General features: G+C 61.6%; 13 protein-coding genes. All 13 read right to left on the reverse strand.

Going from position 1 to position 18,456, the window contains the following annotated elements; translation table 11 throughout:
- Positions 1–61: 61 nt before the first annotated feature.
- The 13 genes from guaA to LDN90_RS17770 all read right to left on the reverse strand — a co-directional run bounded on the left by guaA (position 62) and on the right by LDN90_RS17770 (position 18,229).
- Positions 62–1,651: a glutamine-hydrolyzing GMP synthase gene (gene guaA / locus LDN90_RS17710; protein WP_223946515.1), complete on the reverse strand. Its 1,590-nt coding sequence runs from the start codon at positions 1,649–1,651 to the stop codon at positions 62–64.
- A gap of 121 nt (positions 1,652–1,772) precedes the next feature.
- Positions 1,773–2,273: a DUF3817 domain-containing protein gene (locus LDN90_RS17715; protein ID WP_216925146.1), complete on the reverse strand. Its 501-nt coding sequence runs from the start codon at positions 2,271–2,273 to the stop codon at positions 1,773–1,775.
- Positions 2,270–3,166, reverse strand: coding sequence for an SURF1 family protein (locus LDN90_RS17720; RefSeq protein WP_223946516.1), 897 nt, complete (start codon positions 3,164–3,166; stop codon positions 2,270–2,272). The genes LDN90_RS17715 and LDN90_RS17720 overlap by 4 nt, the downstream gene beginning before the upstream one ends.
- Positions 3,167–3,274: 108 nt before the next feature.
- The gene (locus LDN90_RS17725) at positions 3,275–3,763 is read right to left on the reverse strand and encodes a PTS sugar transporter subunit IIA (protein WP_216925144.1); all 489 of its coding nucleotides are present in this window, start codon (positions 3,761–3,763) and stop codon (positions 3,275–3,277) included.
- Positions 3,764–3,810: 47 nt separating this feature from the next.
- Positions 3,811–5,565: a glycerol-3-phosphate dehydrogenase/oxidase gene (locus tag LDN90_RS17730; RefSeq protein WP_216925143.1), complete on the reverse strand. Its 1,755-nt coding sequence runs from the start codon at positions 5,563–5,565 to the stop codon at positions 3,811–3,813.
- Between the two features lie 72 nt (positions 5,566–5,637).
- Positions 5,638–6,774: a GuaB3 family IMP dehydrogenase-related protein gene (locus LDN90_RS17735; RefSeq protein WP_216925142.1), complete on the reverse strand. Its 1,137-nt coding sequence runs from the start codon at positions 6,772–6,774 to the stop codon at positions 5,638–5,640.
- 52 nt (positions 6,775–6,826) lie between these two features.
- Positions 6,827–8,716 carry an ABC transporter ATP-binding protein gene (locus tag LDN90_RS17740; RefSeq protein ID WP_223946517.1) on the reverse strand — a complete coding sequence of 630 codons (1,890 nt, stop codon included), beginning with the start codon at positions 8,714–8,716 and terminating at the stop codon, positions 6,827–6,829.
- A gap of 89 nt (positions 8,717–8,805) precedes the next feature.
- On the reverse strand, positions 8,806–10,317 hold the full coding sequence (gene guaB / locus LDN90_RS17745) for an IMP dehydrogenase (protein ID WP_216925140.1): 1,512 nt from the start codon (positions 10,315–10,317) through the stop codon (positions 8,806–8,808).
- Positions 10,318–10,581: 264 nt separating this feature from the next.
- A complete protein-coding gene (locus LDN90_RS17750) occupies positions 10,582–12,669 on the reverse strand; it encodes an acyltransferase family protein (RefSeq protein WP_223946518.1) in 2,088 nt (695 codons plus the stop codon).
- Complete coding sequence (locus LDN90_RS17755; RefSeq protein WP_223949328.1) at positions 12,666–14,768, reverse strand: acyltransferase family protein; 2,103 nt, start codon at positions 14,766–14,768, stop codon at positions 12,666–12,668. Before LDN90_RS17755 ends, LDN90_RS17750 begins: the two co-directional genes overlap by 4 nt.
- 147 nt (positions 14,769–14,915) lie before the next feature.
- Positions 14,916–16,025 (reverse strand): NAD(P)-binding domain-containing protein, encoded by a 1,110-nt coding sequence (locus tag LDN90_RS17760; RefSeq protein WP_223946519.1) that lies wholly within the window; start codon positions 16,023–16,025, stop codon positions 14,916–14,918.
- Between the two features lie 35 nt (positions 16,026–16,060).
- Positions 16,061–16,387 carry a hypothetical protein gene (locus LDN90_RS17765; RefSeq protein WP_223946520.1) on the reverse strand — a complete coding sequence of 109 codons (327 nt, stop codon included), beginning with the start codon at positions 16,385–16,387 and terminating at the stop codon, positions 16,061–16,063.
- A gap of 168 nt (positions 16,388–16,555) precedes the next feature.
- Positions 16,556–18,229 (reverse strand): LuxR C-terminal-related transcriptional regulator, encoded by a 1,674-nt coding sequence (locus tag LDN90_RS17770; RefSeq protein WP_223946521.1) that lies wholly within the window; start codon positions 18,227–18,229, stop codon positions 16,556–16,558.
- Between the last annotated feature and the right edge of the window lie 227 nt (positions 18,230–18,456).

The raw sequence follows: 18,456 nt of genomic DNA on the forward strand, positions 1-18,456 counted from the left end.
GTCATTTCACAGCTGAAAGAACAGTGGCCGGCCTCCCAAGGGAGGCCGGCCACTCAGAATGCTATTCCCACTCGATGGTTCCCGGCGGCTTGCTGGTGACGTCCAGCACCACGCGGTTGACTCCATCTACTTCGTTGGTAATGCGGTTGGAGATGCGGGCCAGGAGGTCGTACGGCAAACGCGACCAGTCAGCCGTCATTGCGTCCTCGGAAGATACCGGACGGAGAACGATCGGGTGGCCGTAGGTGCGGCCATCGCCTTGGACGCCGACGCTGCGGACATCAGCCAACAGAACCACCGGCATCTGCCATACGTCGTTGTCCAAGCCGGCAGCAGTCAACTCGGCACGGGCAATGGCGTCAGCCTTGCGAAGCAGGTCAAGGCGTTCCTTGGTGACTTCACCGACGATGCGGATACCGAGGCCAGGGCCGGGGAATGGCTGGCGGCCAACGATTTCCTGGGGCAGGCCAAGCTGGGCTCCGACCGCGCGGACTTCGTCCTTGAACAGGGCGCGCAGCGGCTCGACGAGTTCGAACTGCAGATCTTCGGGAAGCCCACCCACGTTGTGGTGGCTCTTGATGTTCGCAGCGCCCTCGCCGCCGCCGGACTCGACGACGTCGGGGTACAGCGTGCCCTGGACCAGGAACTTGATCTTCTCACCCTCGGCAGCTGCCTGGGCGATGATGGCCCGCTCAGCTTCCTCGAAGGCGCGGATGAATTCCCGGCCAATGATCTTGCGCTTGGTCTCGGGATCGCTGACTCCGGCCAGCGCAGACTGGAAGCGCTCTTGCTCGTTGGCAACGTACAGATTGACACCCGTAGCAGCGACGAAGTCGCGTTCAACCTGTTCCGCTTCACCTTCGCGAAGAAGGCCGTGATCCACGAAGACACAAGTCAGCTGGTCGCCAACGGCTCGCTGTACCAGGGCTGCGGCAACCGCCGAATCCACACCGCCGGAAAGACCGCAGATGACCTTGGAATCGCCGATCTGTTGGCGGATACGTTCCACCTGCTCTTCGAGGATGTTGCCCGTGGTCCAGTTGGGCTTGAGGCCTGCGCCCTTGAACAGGAAGTTCTCCAGGACGTGCTGGCCATGCACGGAGTGCTTGACCTCGGGGTGCCACTGCACACCGTAGAGGCGCTTTTCCTCGTTGGCGAAGGCGGCTACCGGCGCACCGGCTGTGGTGGCCAGCACTTCGAAGCCCTCGGGTGCTTCATGGACGGAGTCGCCGTGGCTCATCCATGTGTTCTGTGAAGACGGCACGCCATCAAGGATGGAGCGGGCATCGCCAACTACCAGTGCTTCGGTGGCGCCGTACTCCCGGAGGCCCGTCTGGGCCACCTTTCCGCCCAGGGCGTTGGCCATGGCCTGGAAGCCGTAGCAGATACCAAAAACGGGCACCCCGGCTTCAAAAAGGTCCGCTCCAACGCGCGGAGCACCTTCTGCGTAGACGCTGGAAGGTCCGCCGGAAAGGATGATGGCTGCCGGGTTCTTGGCCAGAAGCTGCTCGGTGGTGAAGGTATGCGGAACGATTTCCGAATACACATTCGCTTCACGGACGCGGCGGGCAATCAGCTGCGCGTACTGGGCACCGTAGTCAACAACCAGCACCGGCTTCTGGGAAGTCTGGGGTGCGGTGGGAGTAGTCACCAACCAAGACTACTTTGCCGGGCCGCCCCGGTGCACGTTGGCGGGGGCCCGAACAGGTCAATTACGGGCCAGCCGTTAGGCATCTCACATCCTGATGCCTAACAGGCGGCCTTCGCCGCGGCTAGTAGCGCTTTGAGGCCTGCGGGTTCGCTGCCAGCTCCGCTTCAACCTGGGCGTGGAACTTCTTCTCCACGATGAAGGACATCAACGGAACCACACCACCCAATGCCAGTAAGACCAGCTTGGAGAAAGGCCAGCGCAGGAGGGACCACAGCCGGAAGTTGGACACCAGATACACCACATACATCCAGCCGTGGACGATCAAAACAGTGGTGGAGATATTGAAGCCGCCGATCACGCCCTTGGGCTCAGACTCGGCGAATCCGAAGCCGAAGGGCTTACCCGTAACAGCGTCCGTGCCGCCAGCGAAGAGCGAAACGCCGAAACCGTAGCGCGCAATCAGCTCGGCGCAGAGCAATAGGAGCATGGCACCGGTCAGGTAGGCCATGACCTTGTAGAACTTCAGCGCCGAACGGATTTGGGCTTCCGTTCCGCCAAACCTGCGCTTCTTCGGCTTGGGTCCGGACTGCTCGGGCTGGATGGCCGGCTTGGGCTCAATCATTGCTGCACCTTTTGTTCTGGCCCAGGTTGCTGGGGTTCAGGGCTGGTCGGTTCGTTCGGGTGGTCTCTGTCATCGTCAAATGGCTCGTCGAATCCGTCGTCAAATCCGTCGTCAGGTGAGTCGAACTCGTCGTCTTCGAGGTCGCGACGGTAGTCGTCTGCCACCATCCGCCACCAGATGTACACTGCGAATCCTGCGAAGACCACCCACTCAACGGAATAGAAGAGGTTCAGCCAGTTGATTTGTTGTTCCGGCGGCTGCGCTGGAATATTGAGGGGCTTTGCCGCGTCATTGGCGGCTACGGGAACACCACCAGCTACTTCGGATGTTGCGGCAATGAAGCCCTGGTAGCTGGAGACGTCCCAGATGTTGATAAGTTCGGCAACGGCCACCGCGGACGCCCGGCCTGGACCGGCGTCGACGTTTGGCACCGGCGCTTCAGAGGGTAGCAGGCGGCCGGTCAGCGTGATGGTGCCCGACGGCGGCGGACCGGCTTGGGCGGCATCGGCCACCCAGGCCCGGGCTACTGGAATCCAGGTGTTGGGCGAGGCTGCGACACCGCTCAGTTTGGGAGCATTGTCCACCGCGAAGGCCGAGACAATCCAGAATCCCTTCTGGCCGTTGTACAGGCGGCCCTCAACCAGGACCTGCTTGGCAGGATCGTAGGACCCGGTGGCGGTAACCATCTGGTCCGAAACAGAACCAGGAAAAAACTGCCCCGGCTGCAGGACGTCCACCAGCGGCTTGACCTCTTCAATGCTGGACGAAACGGGAGCTTCGTGCTGGGTGGACCGGCTGAGCTGCCACTGGCTGAGCAGCACAAACACCGCGGACAAGAGAAGCGCAAAGACGAGTCCTGCGATCCAGCGGGGTTTCAGCGCGGTTTTCAACACCCCTTAACCGTACTTCGTCCGGCTGTAGAACAACGAAACGAACAGTAGGAACCTTAGCCCAGGAACTGGTCCTTGGGCGCCAATCTCAGTGGTCCTTGGGCGCCAACCTCAGTGGTCGAAGAACACCAGGCTGGAGTTGATGAGTTCGGAAATGACCTCGGTATCGTGCGCCCGGCGCAGGGACTCCCGGAATGACTCTTTGGAGAGCGAACGCGCCAGAGTGGCCAGGACTTCCAAATGGTCCGAGAAGGAACTGGCCGGCGTGGCAATGAGCAGGATCAGCGTGGCTGGACCATCGGTGGCACCAAAATCCAAGGCGTGGCCGAACTTGGTGACGCCCACGGCGATGGAAATCCGGTCCACGAATTCACTCCGGGCATGCGGCAGTCCTATACCGCCGGGAAGCCCCGTAGCCAGCTGGTGTTCCCTGGAATGAACTTGCTCCAGGAAGCCCTGGAGGTTGGAGATCCGGCCAGCCGCATGAAGCCGCTCGGCAAGTTGTGCCGCAGCGTCGATTTTGTCCTCGGCAACGAGTTCCAAGATGACGGTGTCCGGCGTAGTCAGTTCCGCGTCATACCGGTCAAGTGGTTCAGCCAAGTCGTGTTCCCTCCAGTGTGGCCTCCCGGCCGCAGGTCCTGTGTTGCTCAGCGAAGGGGAACGATGTCATCGACTCCCATGCGCGCGGCGTCAGCTGATTCGTCATCGGGTTGTTGCTGGCTCAACCGCTCAGCTTCCACCCGTGCCAGATAGTGCTTGATTTCGCTTTCCCGCTGCGTTTCGCTCCAGCCAAGGATTTCTCCCATCAGCTTAGCCACTACGGGCACTGCTGACACACCCCGGTCCCACGCTTCGATCGAGATCCGGGTGCGGCGCGTCAAAACGTCGTGAACATGACGGGCGCCCTCATGGGTGGTGGCGTAGACCACCTCCGCGGCAAGATAATCGTCAGCCCCGGGAAGCGGCTCCCCGAGCCCGGGCTGCGCAGCGATGAGATCAAGCACTTCAGAGGCCATGGACCCGTAGCGGTTGAGCAGGTGTTCCACGCGCGCAACGTGGACGCCGGCTTCTTGCGCGGAGCGGGCGCGGCGGTTCCAGGCGGCTTTGAACCCCTCGGCACCGAGCAATGGGATCGTTTCGGTGCAGCTGGAGGGAACGCGTTCATCCATCGCCCGGGTGGCCTCATCAACAGCATCCTTGGCCATGACGCGGTAGGTGGTGAACTTACCGCCGGCCACCACAACCAGGCCTGGCACCGGATGAGCCACCACATGTTCACGGGAGAGTTTGGCGGTGGAGTCGTTTTCGCCTGCCAGAAGCGGGCGGAGTCCTGCGTAAACGCCTTCTACGTCCTCACGGGTCAGGGGCCGCTTCAGGACCTTGTTGACGTGCTCCAGGACGTAGTCAATATCCTTGCTGGACGCGGCGGGGTGGGCCTTGTCCAGTTTCCAGTCCGTGTCCGTAGTCCCGATGATCCAGTGGCGGCCCCAGGGGATCACGAAGAGCACCGACTTCTCCGTGCGCAGGATCAGCCCAACGGTGGATTGGAACCTGTCCCGCGGTACCACGAGGTGGATGCCCTTGGATGCCCTGACTTTGAGCTGTCCCCGGTCCGTAACCATGGCTTGGGTTTCGTCCGTCCAGACTCCCGTGGCATTGACTACCTGCTTGGCACGCACTTCAAAGACGCTGCCGTCTTCCTGGTTTTCCAGCTTGGCGCCCACCACGCGTTCGCCTTCCCGGAGGAAGTCCACCACACGCACCCTGTTCACAGCATGGGCACCATAATGGGCTGCGGTCCGCACAACGTTGACCACCAAACGGGCGTCGTCCACTTGGGCATCGTAGTAGCGGATGGAACCAACGAAGGCATCGTCCTTGAGGCTGGGGGCGGCCCTGAGGGTGCCACGCCGGAAGAGGTGCTTGTGCATGGGGACCCCGCGGCTGTGCCCGGAAGTGAGGCCCAATGTGTCGTAAAGCATGATGCCCGCGCCCACATAGGGGCGCTCCCAGAACCTACGGGTCAGTGGGTAGAGGAAAGGGACAGGACGTACAAGATGGGGTGCGATCTGCTGAATCAGCAACCCGCGTTCCTGCAGGGCCTCCTGGACCAGTCCGAAATCAAGCATTTCAAGGTACCGGAGGCCACCATGGATGAGCTTGGACGAGCGCGACGATGTACCCGAGGCCCAGTCCCGCGCCTCGACGATGCCAACTGTAAGGCCGCGGGTCACCGCATCCAGGGCTGCTCCAGCCCCCACCACGCCTCCGCCGACAATCAGGATGTCCAGCTGTTTGCCGGCTTCGGCTGTGGCTTTCAGGACTTCAATGGATGCGGCACGGGATTCCGGGCTTAATGCTCCCGGAGAATTCACCTGCGGACCGCCTGCGACATTGCTCATCGGACCCCTCCTCAAACGCAACAGCTGGTAGTCCCCTACCCTACTTGTTGCCAGGTCCGATTGGCAGAAGTCCTAGTTGCCCGAGTATGGGGATACTACGACGTCCACGCGCTGGAACTCCTTGAGGTCGGAGTACCCTGTGGTCGCCATGGACCGGCGCAGTGCGCCAATGAGGTTGGAGGTGCCGTCAGTGTGGTGCCCGGGCCCGAAGAGGACTTCCTCCAGGGGACCAACTGTACCGACGTTGACGCGGTCGCCACGGGGTGATTCAAGGTGGTGTGCTTCCGGGCCCCAGTGCCAGCCGCGGCCCGGAGCTTCTTCGGCGCGTGCCAGGGCGCTCCCCAGCATAACTGCGTCCGCGCCCATCGCAATGGCCTTGACGATGTCTCCCGAGCTGCCCATTCCGCCGTCCGCAATGACATGGACATAACGCCCACCGGACTCATCCATGTAGTCCCGGCGGGCTGCAGTGACGTCTGAGATGGCCGATGCCATGGGTGAATGAATGCCCAGCGCACGGCGCGTGGTGGTGGTAGCACCTCCGCCGAAACCAACCAGGACGCCCGCGGCACCCGTGCGCATGAGGTGCAGGGCCGGTGTGTAACCAGCCGCTCCACCAACGATCACAGGGACATCGAGTTCGTAGATGAACTGCTTAAGGTTCAGTGGCTCGTGATTCCTGGACACGTGCTCCGCGGAGACTGTGGTTCCACGAATGACGAAGATATCGACGCCGGCGGCCACCACGGTCTTGTAGTGTTCCTGGGTGCGCTGCGGGGTCAAGGAGCCGGCCACGGTGACGCCTGCGGCGCGGATCTCGGCCAGGCGGGAGCTGATGAGCTCTGGCTGGATGGGCGCCTGGTACAGATCCTGCATCCGGCGCGTGACGGCCGGGCTGCTGGTTTCGTTGGCCAGTCCGGCGATTTCGTCGAGCACCTTCTGTGGGTTTTCGTACCGGGTCCAGAGACCTTCAAGGTCCAGGACGCCAAGACCACCCAAACGGCCCAAGGCAATGGCCGTGTCCGGCGACATCACAGAGTCCATGGGGGCAGCAATCACCGGCATATCGAACTTATAGGCGTCGATCTGCCAGGAGACAGAGACGTCCTTCGGGTCACGCGTCCGACGATTCGGAACGATCGCGATGTCATCCAGGGAGTAGGCACGACGCCCACGCTTGCCACGGCCAATCTCAATCTCATAAGTCACTGCTCGAGTTTATCCCACCAAAACCAAGCCACCGTTTTGTTCCAATCCGCTCTTACGGGGTGTTCTGGCTGGTCTCCTCCACGGTGAGCTGGGATTCGAACATCCGGAAGTAGCGGCCCCTCAAGGCCACAAGCTCCTTGTGGGTCCCCTGTTCGGCAATACGCCCATCCTCGAGCATGTACACAACATCTGCCTTTTCGATGGTGGCAAGCCGGTGGCTGATGGCAATGATGGTGCTGTTCCGGTCCGCGAAAAGCCGGGTGAAGATCCGATGCTCAGCCAAAGCATCAATGGCCGACGTCGGTTCGTCCATGACCATGAAGGAGGCATCCCGGTAGAAGTTCCGTGCCATGGCGAGTCGCTGCCATTGACCGCCGGAGAGGCCACTCCCCTTGCGCCCGCGGGGATCCTCCATCCAATTGCTCACATGGTTTTCCAGGCCATTGGGCAGCTTGTTGATGAACTCCATGGCCTCGGCGTCTGATGCTGCCCTTCGGATGCGTTGCTCGTCCCGGGGTTGATCGACATCGCCCAGGTAGATGTTCTCCGCCGCAGTGGCGAATTCATACTTCAGGAACTCCTGGCTCAGGACCGCGAGGTGCCGGTGCCAACTGGTGACGTCGATACCGGTGAGATCGACGCCGTCGAGCAGTACTTGGCCTGAATCCGGCCGGTACAGACCGGCCAGGATCCGGATCAGCGTGGATTTTCCTGCGCCGTTCTCGCCAACTATGGCAATGTGCTGGCCTGCCCTGATGGTCAGCGATATGCCCTTGATAACCTCAATGTCACTCCCCGTATAGCTGAACCGGATGTCCCGCATTGCCACTACGGAAGGCGACTTTGCCAACGGAGGCTCATGGCCGGTGGGCACTGGAAGCGTCATGAAGAGCTCGTAGTCCTTGAGGTTGGCGAGGTCTTCGTCGATGGAACTCAGTGACGAGACCAGGTTGTTGGCGGTGGACAGAGCCCGGCTGACGATCTGTTGGATGTAAAGGAACTGCCCTACCGGCTGGGCCCTGGCGATGATTTGTCCCACCACCCAAATCAAGGACACAACTTCGGCCCCATACTGCAGGGCGTCCGCCGCGAGTTGCTTGGGAATGTAGCGTTTCTGGAAGTCCAGCCGCCTGCGCTCGTCAGCGTCCCGAAGCCGTGACCGCAGGTCCATCAAATAGCCCACGATTCCGTATAGCCGCATCTCGGCAATGTGCTGGGGCCGCAGGAGGTTCGTCTCAATCATTCGCCGTTGCCGCCGGGAATCCACCTGGGTATTCCAATGGGCTATTTGCTCTCTTGAGAGCTTGAACTGCAAGTAGACGCTCGGGACGATTGCAATGAGGACAATGACGGCGATCCACCAACTGACCAACAACAGCGCACCGACTGCCAGGATGACTGAAACCAACTGCGTAAAGATGGCCGCGATCCTGTCCAGGACCCGGGCATAGGAATCGGAGAACCGCTTGGCGCGATCGTAGAGGTCCACCGTTTCTTTGTCGTCATAACGCCAGAACTCCAAGGCAAGGAAGCGCTCATACATCATGTCGCCGACGATCGCGCCCACTTTGAAGCTCATCAGCTGCTGGATGTACCGGTCCACGCTGCTGAAGGCGCCCCAGAACAGTCCCAGCGCCGCAGTAATGATGACGTACAGAATTGCCCGTGGACCGGCGTCGGGATCTCCCGCGTAACCGGCGGCCAGCGCCGTGGTGGTCAACGCGGCAAAGTAGGTGGTTACCAGCGGCAGCGTGGCCGAAATCAGGGAGCCAGCCACTTTCATGATGACTGCAACCGGTGAAGCCTTGAAACTCACCTTCAGGACCTGCCCGACGGCGCGTGCGTACGGCCGGAGGGCCAGCTTGCGGGGCGCTTTGCCGGGTTGGACTGGGTTCAGCCGGACTGACTCCGGGTGCCGCGGTTGTGCGGGCTTTTCGGACATGTCCCCAGCCTATTCCTACCCACAGACATTTCCGGTGCGGCCCTTAAACAGCTGTTCCCCGCGGACAAGTCCACGGGGAACAGTAGTGGTCAGCGGGAACCGTAGTTGGGTGCCTCCACCGTCATCTGGATATCGTGCGGGTGCGATTCCTTCAGGCCGGCAGGCGTGATCCGGACGAACTTGCCGCGTGCCTTGAGCTCGGGAATCGTGGGAGCGCCGGTGTAGAACATGGTCTGGCGGAGGCCGCCCACCAACTGGTACGCCACGGATGCCAGCGGGCCACGGAACGCGACGCGGCCTTCGATGCCTTCCGGGATGAGCTTGTCATCACCGGAGACGTCGGCCTGGAAATAGCGGTCCTTGGAGTAGGACGTGTTCTTGCCACGCGACTGCATGGCGCCAAGGGAGCCCATGCCGCGGTAGCTCTTGAACTGCTTGCCGTTGACGAAGATGAGCTCGCCGGGCGACTCTTCACAACCAGCCAGCAATGAGCCGAGCATGACGGTGTCGGCGCCGGCCACGAGTGCCTTACCGATGTCACCGGAGTACTGGAGGCCGCCGTCGGCAATCAGCGGCACGCCCGCCGGGATGGCAGCCTTCGCGGATTCGTAGATGGCCGTGATCTGGGGAACGCCGACACCGGCTACAACACGTGTGGTGCAGATGGAGCCTGGGCCCACACCGACCTTGATGCCATCGGCACCGGCGTCAATCAGGGCCTGGGCACCTTCACGCGTGGCAGCCTGGCCACCAATGATGTCCACGTGGGCAGCAATCGGGTCCGACTTCAGGCGGCGGATCATGTCCAGCACACCTTGGGAGTGGCCGTTGGCAGTGTCCACGAAGAGTGCGTCCACGCCGGCGTCGATGAGCTTCATGGCGCGCTCCCAACCGTCGCCGAAGAAGCCGATGGCAGCACCTACACGCAGTCGGCCCTCATCGTCCTTGGTGGCCAGCGGGTACTGCTCTGCCTTGGTGAAGTCCTTGGTGGTGATGAGGCCCTTGAGGCGGCCCTGCTCGTCAACGAGGGGGAGCTTCTCGATCTTGTTGGTGGCCAGCTTGTGCGAGGCTTCCTCGCGGCTGATGCCCACATGGCCGGTGATGAGCGGCATCTTGGTCATGGCATCGCTGACGCTTCGCAGCGGGAATTCAGATTCCGGAATGAACCGGGTGTCGCGGTTGGTGACGATGCCCAGAAGCCGCCCGTCAGTGTCCACAACGGGAAGGCCGGAAACGCGGTAACGGGAGCAGAGCTCGTCCAGTTCCTGCAGCGTGGCCTGCGGGCCAATGGTCAGCGGGTTGGTGATCATGCCGGATTCGCTGCGCTTGACGCGGTCCACATGCTCAGCCTGGTCATCGATGGACAGGTTGCGGTGCACTACGCCCAGGCCACCCTGGCGGGCCATGGCGATTGCCATGCGGGACTCCGTGACGGTGTCCATGGCAGCGGACAGCAACGGCGTCTGCACCGTGATTCGCTTGGAAATGCGTGAGGACGTGTCTGCATCAGAGGGGATCACATCGGTGTGTCCGGGGAGGAGCAGGACGTCGTCGTACGTCAGGCCTACAAAGCCAAAGGGATCGTGTTCGGGCTGGGTCATGAGTGCGGCCTCTTACCTGGGTTCTGGGGGCTATAACTGGTAGGGGTTGCAACTGATGACCAGCCCGTCATTACGGGACTGGCCTGTGCATAAAATACGGGCCTGTGCATGAGGTACTGCAAGGCGAAGGTGCTTCGGGTATTGAATAAATAGTAGAACCTTCGCGGCGATCGCCATATTCCGCGACGCCTGAGTGTGAGCAATAGCACTGGCGGCAGGCCGACGTCGTGCGTTCCATGCTCCTGAGGGTGGCGAGGCTAGCGCTCAGGACCACCCCGTCGCGGCGAGGAGCCGCTCCTCGAACATCGGGATCATGCTCTGTACATAGGTCTTGGTGAGGTGGTTGTCGTCCTTGTAGACATACACATTGCCCACCACGGCCGGACACGTTCCCCGCTGGCAGATGAAGTCGCTCATGTCCATCAAGTACAACCGATCCACCTTGCCCGCGTAATCGTCCAAGGGCGAGGATGCAGCCAGGGAATCTTCCAAAGGAGGGTTACAGTCGGGCGAATCGGGCCCCTTCTTTTGCACGCACTCGGGCATATTGATGCTGAACCGCGGGTTGTCACGGACACCCACGACGTCGATTCCTGCATCCGTGAAGGGCTTGATCCCTTCCAAATAGCCGGGCACTTCGGTCTCGAAAGGGGCCGTGACATGAGTCAGTGACGCCACAGTGAACACTGCATCGGGTTTGTGCTCCATGACGTAAGCGGCACTTGCCTTGTTGAAGTCGTTGCAGTCGCTGGTGCGTTCAGGAGAGTCGGCACCGAACCGGCAGTTCCCCTTCAACAGGGTCACCACTTCCCAACCATGCTCCTTGGCTATGGGGCCCAGGGCGGCCATGTACTGCTGGGCATGGGAATCGCCCAGGACCACGATCCTCTTGGTCACTACTTCCGGTTCAGCATTCTGGAGGCAACCCGCCAGCAAAGGATCTGACGGGACGTTCGCGCCAGTACACAGGCCATCGATGTCCGCCCACTCATCCTTCATGGCGGAAGGTGCGGGAATGATCATTGCCTTAGGAGTCGCTTGGCCCGCGAACTCAGGCGACAGCGCTGCAGCACCCGGCGTCAGTTCCTTTGGCTGATCCGCAATCGCGACGCTTTCGGCGGCGATGGCACCCTGCCAGGCGGTCATCGGCAGCGCCAGCAGCGCACCGCAGGAACCAACGACCACGGCGGCCCGCCAGGACCGTGCGTCCGGCCACTGCCAGCGGCGCATCGGCACCTCGACATACCGTGTGGTGGCCACGGCCAACACCATGGATACCGCCATGATGCCCAGGCCCTCCAGGAGGTTGGGGCTTGTGGACTCCGTGACGAGCAGGAAGAACACCAGCACAGGCCAGTGCCACAAGTACAAGGCATAGGAATTGTTGCCCACCAGGACCAGGGGCTTTGAGCTGAGCACGCGGTCCGCACCAAACCGGCTGATGCTCTGGCCGGCGACAATAACGGCTGATGCCGCGAGCGTGGGCCAGAGGGCCACGAATCCCGGGAAGGAACGGTCCACCGTCAGGATCAAGCCACACGAGAGCATGGCGGCCAACCCTGCCCAACCCAGGAAGACCCGAAGCCGCCGTCCCGGTTTGAGGTACGGGAGAGCCAGCGCCAGCAGGGAACCCAGCGCAAATTCCCACAGCCTTGTCCGGGTATCGAAATAGGCATAGGCCTGGTTGTTGGCCGTCTGGTCGATGGAATAGATCAGCGAGGCCACAAAGACCAGGCCGAACGCCATGAACAGCAGCTGCCGGTGTTCCATGACCTTACGGCCCGGGAACAGCTTTGCCAGTTGCGGCTGCAGCAGGGCCACCGCCGCGAAAATCAGCGGCCACAGGATAAAGACCTGGCCCTGGACGGACAGGGACCAAAAGTGTTGAAGGGGACTCGCTCCGGAGTGGTCCTGGGCATAGTAATCAACGGCAGAGTCCGCAAGCTGCCAGTTCTGCCGGTACAGCAGGGAGGCCCAGGCCTCGGCGAGCACATCCGGCCACCGGCTCTGCGGGACAAAAGCCCACGTTGCGGTCAGAACCGCCAACAAGACAACGACGACGGCGGGCAGCAGCCGCTTGAACACGTGGAGCCAGTGTTGCACGAGCCTCAGGGGCTTATGGTTTTCGAGCTTCCGCGTAAAGGACAGGGTCATCAGGAAAGCCGAGATGAGCAAAAAGACGTCGACACCACCGGACACCCGGCCCAGCCAAATGTGGTAAGCCGCTACCATCAACACCGCCAGGGCCCGCAGGCCCTGGACCTCGGGGCGGAAGGTGCGTTCCGCCGTCGTGGGCTTCGCTGTGGTGGAATTGCCACCCAAAGGTGCAGCTGCTTTCACGTTCTCGCTCATCGCTCCCACCCCGTCGCGGCAAACCACCTTTCATCGAACATCTCACCCATGCTGGTGACGTAGGTCTTGGACAAGTGGTTGTCGTCCAGGTAGACGAACACATTTCCTATGACGCTGGGGCACTGGACACCATTGCAGAGGAGATCTGTCATATCCAGGAATGCTGCATTTCCAAACTTTCCCTGCACAGAGGCGAAGGGGCTCTCTGCGGCCAGGACGTCATGCAGGTCAGACTTGCAGTCAGGGCTGTCCACGCCCTTGGACAGTGCACATTCGGTGACGTTGTGGTCGTAGCGTGGGTTGTCCCGGATGGCCACCACTTGGATGCCGAGGTCGTTGAAGTTGGTGACCGACTGTTCAAAGCCGTATACCAGCTCCTCATCCGGTGACGACGGAGCCGCCTTGGTGCCCACCATGAACACCGAATCCGGGGTGTGGGCTGCCACGTACTTGAAAGCCGCCGAGTTGAAATCATTGCAGTGCTTGTCAGCGTCCGGGTTCTCCGGCATGAACGGGCATCCGCCCAAAAGGAGGGCCGTAACCTTCCAGTGCTGAGCCTCAGCGAGGGGACCGAGCGCCGCAAGCCATTGCTGGGCGTGCGAATCACCCAGGACCACAATGCTCTTGGTGGCGTCGTCGCCCACGTCGTTCTGCTGGCAGTTCTCCTGCAGCGTCTTGTCTTCGGGCTGGGACGCTCCCTCGCACGTCCCACCAAGGTGGGCCCAGTCCTCAGGTAGTTGCTCTGCGGTAGGGAGCGTCTTCGCATCCTGGCTGACTTGGTCCACGTACCCGGGTAGGAGGGCATGCGCTCCCGGGTTGTCGTTGAATGCCTGCGTATCAGCGGCCTTCTGGTCCAGATACTGCTTGTACTGGAAGCCGAGCAACGGGGTGCATGCCACGGCCAGGCACACTGCGATCGAGATGGCTGCGCGGCGACGCTTCACCTCGGGCCACTTCCACTCGCGGAATGGCTTCTCCACATACTTCGTGGTCAGGAACGCCAGGATCAGTGCCAACGCCACAATCGCCGTGCCGGAAAGCCAACCCGCATGATCCTTGCCGCTCCAAGCCAAGGCGATCACCAGGATGGGCCAGTGCCAGAGATAGAGGGCATAGGAATTATCGCCAAGCCGAACCAGGAATTTGGAGCTCAGGATCCGATCCACGCCGAAGCGGCTACCAGTCTGTCCCGCTGCGATCACTGCAACGGCAGCCAGGGTTGGCCAGAGCGCAACAAAGCCGGGGAACGCGGTCTGGACCTGCAGCAGGATGCCGCAGCTGAGCATGGCGGCAACGCCGATCCATCCCATTGCCACGCGGACAGGTTTGGAAAAGTCCAAGGCAGGCAAGATCAAGGCAACGAGTGTTCCGAGGGCGAATTCCCATAGCCGGGCGAAGGTGTCGAAGTAAGCCACCGCCTGGTTGTTCGCCGTAAAGATGATGGAGTACGTCAGGGAAACGACGAAGATGAGCGCAAAAACGTACGCGAGCGAAGCCCGGTACCGGAGATCGAATTTGCGGCAGATGACCGCCATCACGGCGAAGATCACCGGCCAGAGAATGAATACCTGGGCTTGGATGGAAAGCGACCAGAAGTGCTGTACAGGACTGGCCAGGCTGTGATCTGTTGCGTAGTAGTTGACCGCAAGAGTCTGCAGGAGCCAATTCTCGTAATAGAAAAGTGAGGCCCAAGCCTGATTGACCACTTCCACCCAGCGGGTGGCAGGCAGGAACGCAAAAGTAGCAGCCAGTGTTCCGAAGAGTACAACCACCACTGCCGGGAGCAGACGCCTGAACAAGTGCAGCCAGTGCCGCAGCAAGTCCATCGGACGCCGCTGTTTGAAGCGGCTGGTGAACTGAAGAGTCATGAGGAATGCCGAGATCAGCAGGAAGACATCTACCCCGCCTGACACCCGCCCAATCCAGATGTGGTAGCTCACAACCATGAGGACGGCGAGGGAGCGGAGGCCCTGGATTTCGGGTCGGAAGGTGGACTTTACAACGGGACCGGTAGCCCGCCTGTTGGGACGGGCGGGCGGTCGGATCGTTGATGTAGTCACGTTAGGCAGTTCCTCAAGGCTATTGCACAAAGCATCCATCATACGCTGTTCCGGGCGCCGGCCCCAGTCGGGCCGGCCTGCGGAACCGCCTTACGAGTGTCTATTAGCTCAGGTTGGACTATGCATTTGCAAAGATGAAACTGTGCGTTGCCTGTGCCAAGGCACGTGTGTTTGGACGCCCGGAAACTAGGTCAGGGCCGGCCGACGCTCAGCCGTCAGCTGCCGGTCGGCTGTGATGCGGCGAGCCAGGTAACGGGCGTCGCGACCAACTCCTGGAAGGGTTGCCGAGACGGCCGCGAACAGGAACTCCTGGCCGAGGAAATAGAGTCCAGAAACAGATTCCACGACTCCCCTTTTGTGGGCCGGCGTCCCGTCTCCGTCTTGGTAAGGGAGCTTCAGCCACGAGTAGTCCACCCGATATCCGGTACACCAGATGACGTTCGCCACGTCCAAGGTCCGGCCCTCTTCCAGCAACGGTTTACCTTGCTTTACGCTGGCTATCCTTGGCAGCAGTTCCACCTTCGCGTCACGCAGTTCCTTAGTCCGCGTTCGGATCAAAGGTGCCGCCATCATCTTGAATGCCGGCGCCACTTTCCGGCCAACCGGCGTGTTAAGGGTCAGGATGTGAAGGCCTGCGAACCGGATCACAGGCAGGACAAACCGGGCTGCAGCGCGTCCATGGCGAACGGGGATTTCGCCACTGGCTTTGCCGGCCAGCAACGTGGTGTGGGTCCGGCTGGCTTCAAGGGCAATCTCCGCGCCGGAATTGCCGAGCCCGACCACGAGCACTGGTCCAGGTTGGAGTTGCCCAGGGTTCTTGTATTCCTGCGAGTGAAGCTGCACGATGCCGGGATCCAGCTCATTCGCGAATGCCGGACGCTTGGGCAGGCGATATCCACCGGTCGCAACCACTACGTTGTTGGCGGTCCAGGACCGATCACCGGAGCTCACAAGAAAGCGATCACCCTGTTGCGTCACTCCATCAACACGGACTCCGTGAACCACGGGCAGACTGAACCGTCGTGCATATTCTTCGAGGTAGTCCGCCAACTCATCCTTATGGGGGAACGCCAGGCGGTCGCCCGGGAAGGGCGCGCCCGGCAAACCGTCGTACTTGGCTGGTGTGAAGAGACGAAGCGAATCCCACCGTTGGCGCCACGAATCGCCGGTCCTGGCGTTCTCGTCAAGGATGACGAAGTTGTGGTGCCCTTTGGCCAGCCAGTAGCCGAGCGCCAAGCCGGCCTGGCCACCGCCCACGATCACGGTATCGAACTGTGGGTCACTAGCATTTTTCATGGCTTTTCCTTTCTCGTTTCTGATCCAACGCGCGGTCACTTACGGCCCATCGCAGCGGCTGGCATGGGCCTTAACCGACCCCGCGTTGCTGGAGTTTCAGCGGGAGCCTTCCGGTATCGCAGGCACCACACCAACATCAGTGCCGACGTCACCACGTAGAAGCTGTGCAGCAGCCACACTGGCCCCGCCGGGAGGTCGAAGACGTAGAAGGAGTGCACGGCATTGGCGATGTTGGTCAGGGTGATATTGCTCAAACTGTAGGAGGCCAGGTCCTTGGTGCGGACTGCCTTGAACAACATGGGCAGCATGCTGGATGCAAAGAGCACGGTGGATACGGAGCCGGCGAGCAGTGGAATGTTCATAAGCCCAAGCTATGAGTCCGGCGCCCTCTACCGCGTCGGCCAAATGACGCATCCTGCTGCAATGGGCATGGGTATTTATGCGCATGCCGGGAAGTGAGAGAGCGGTCGGGAAAACCCAGCGGTATGTGAGTGAAGATCGGGGGAAAAGCTGTGGGATGTGAGAGAGCATCAGTGGGCTAAATGGTGTTCAAAGGCGTATCTGGTCGCAGCAACCCTGGATGGCAAGGAAAGTTTGCTGAGGATGTTGCTGACATGGCGGGCGACGGTCTTTTCGCTCAGGTACAGTTCCCGGGCAATGGACTTGTTGGCTTTTCCGTCGGCGACAAGCCGCAGGACTTCCAGTTCACGGGCGGTCAGGTCACGGGCGGTCAGGTCACCGGCAGTGCGCGTGGAACCATTCCTGGCACCTCCCGCCATGCCGGTTCCCGAACTTAGTCCCAGCACTTCAGTGACGGCTGGCGCGGCCTCAAGTTCAGCGAACTCGGCCATAGCAGCTTCGAATTCCATGGCGGCAGAGTCGGGATCGCCCAGTTCCGAACACGCGCGACCCGTCAGCACTCTGCATGTGGCGGCACCATAAGGTGCCTCGAGGCTGTACCAGAGCCGCCATGCCTTTCTGGCGGCCACAAGTGCTGCGGCCGCATTGCCCTCTGCGAGCAGGACCTGGGCTTCTGCCTGCGCCGCAAGTGCCCGTTCCAGGGGCCTGCCCGTTTCCGGGACCGGGGCCGCCAGCTCGTCAACCGCCGCCCTTGCCGCCTTAAGATCACCAGCGGCAAGCTCGACGTCGACGACGGCGGGAAGCAGCCGCCGTCGGTTGGCGGGGTCCGAGCCTGACATCGCACGGCGCAACATTGCTTGGGCTTGGGACACTTTTTGCTGGCCTGCCAGCACCAGCGCGAGCCCGGGGAGGGCTTCGAAGCCGGTCTCTGCGGCCTTGGCATACGCCTCACTGGCCTCATCAAACCGGCCCTTCAGACGCAGGATCTCGCCCTGCAGATACCACGCACCCCAAGCCGCTTCCGGATCGCCGCGGCGCGAACGGTCCTGGGCAATGTGGACGGCAGCCATGGCGTCATCCCAGGCGCCATGGAGGATGAACAGCTCTGCCCTGTGGGACTGGCACTGCCCACTGAACATCACCATGTCCGGACGATCCCCGCACCAACGTTGCAACGCTGCGGTCCATTCATGGGCTCGCTGGACATCGAAGGCAAGGCGGCAGCTGCCGATAACGGCGCAGTAGATGATGCCCGAAGGGATGGGCGACACTTCCCCTGCCGTCACGGAAACCATGACTTCGTCCAGAATCTCCAAGCCTTTGTCCGGGAATCCAAGGGTGATGCTGGCGGTGCCCAGACCCAGCTGTCCAAGGGCCATGAGGTCCTTATCGTGGAACCGCTCCCCCACAGCCAGGGCGCGGCCAAAGAGCTCGTTGCTTGCTTCAGGATTTCCCCCGTACAACGCTCCGAGCGCCGACGGAATCAGGAGATAGCCTTCAGCTTCGGTGGGCTCGTCCAGTTCTTCCACTAGATGTTTTGCCCGGGACATCCAGCCCGAGCTGCGGGACGGTTCTCCGAGGTCCATGAGGAACAGCACCAGCCACGCTGCGCAACGGGCGGCGGCAGCCATGTCTCCTACAGTGAGGTATTCGTCGTGCGCCCGTGTCAGGTAGGCAACGCCTTCGGAGTCCTTGCCCAACAGCATGGCCACGGAGGCCGCGACTTCAATGTCCTGGGGTGGCAATCCGCCCTCGGCGTCTGCCCGGGCAAGGCAGTCAAGTGCATCGCCCCAGCGGTGCTCGGAGAACGCCGAGCGTCCCAGATCCAAGGCTGTAACCGGCATAGTCCACACCCACTCTGCGACCGGGAGCAACCCGGTTGGCGCACCCAAGCGGCCGTATTAGCGTCAGGGTACCGCCGCCGTCGTAAGCCCACAATGGGTCCACGCATCCTTGGGGAGCCGTGTGTGTCCCTGACCGTCTTTGAAGTCTCGAAGCCCTTGGTTTCAACCATTTTCGGTTGCATGGCGACTGCCCGGGTTCAAAGAAGGTCAGAACGCCGCAAGCGGAC

The organism is Arthrobacter sp. NtRootA1, assembly GCF_019976975.1.
Classification (GTDB): domain Bacteria; phylum Actinomycetota; class Actinomycetes; order Actinomycetales; family Micrococcaceae; genus Arthrobacter; species Arthrobacter aromaticivorans.

What these genes read in the sequence shown, in the direction of transcription:
- LDN90_RS17755 (WP_223949328.1), bottom strand. Translation starts at nt 14,768, where the DNA reads ATGGATGCTTTGTGCAATAGCCTTGAGGAACTGCCTAACGTGACTACA.
- LDN90_RS17760 (WP_223946519.1), bottom strand. Translation starts at nt 16,025, where the DNA reads ATGAAAAATGCTAGTGACCCACAGTTCGATACCGTGATCGTGGGCGGT.
- LDN90_RS17730 (WP_216925143.1), bottom strand. Translation starts at nt 5,565, where the DNA reads ATGAGCAATGTCGCAGGCGGTCCGCAGGTGAATTCTCCGGGAGCATTA.
- guaB (WP_216925140.1), bottom strand. Translation starts at nt 10,317, where the DNA reads ATGACCCAGCCCGAACACGATCCCTTTGGCTTTGTAGGCCTGACGTAC.
- LDN90_RS17765 (WP_223946520.1), bottom strand. Translation starts at nt 16,387, where the DNA reads ATGAACATTCCACTGCTCGCCGGCTCCGTATCCACCGTGCTCTTTGCA.
- LDN90_RS17770 (WP_223946521.1), bottom strand. Translation starts at nt 18,229, where the DNA reads ATGCCGGTTACAGCCTTGGATCTGGGACGCTCGGCGTTCTCCGAGCAC.
- LDN90_RS17750 (WP_223946518.1), bottom strand. Translation starts at nt 12,669, where the DNA reads ATGAGCGAGAACGTGAAAGCAGCTGCACCTTTGGGTGGCAATTCCACC.
- LDN90_RS17740 (WP_223946517.1), bottom strand. Translation starts at nt 8,716, where the DNA reads ATGTCCGAAAAGCCCGCACAACCGCGGCACCCGGAGTCAGTCCGGCTG.
- LDN90_RS17715 (WP_216925146.1), bottom strand. Translation starts at nt 2,273, where the DNA reads ATGATTGAGCCCAAGCCGGCCATCCAGCCCGAGCAGTCCGGACCCAAG.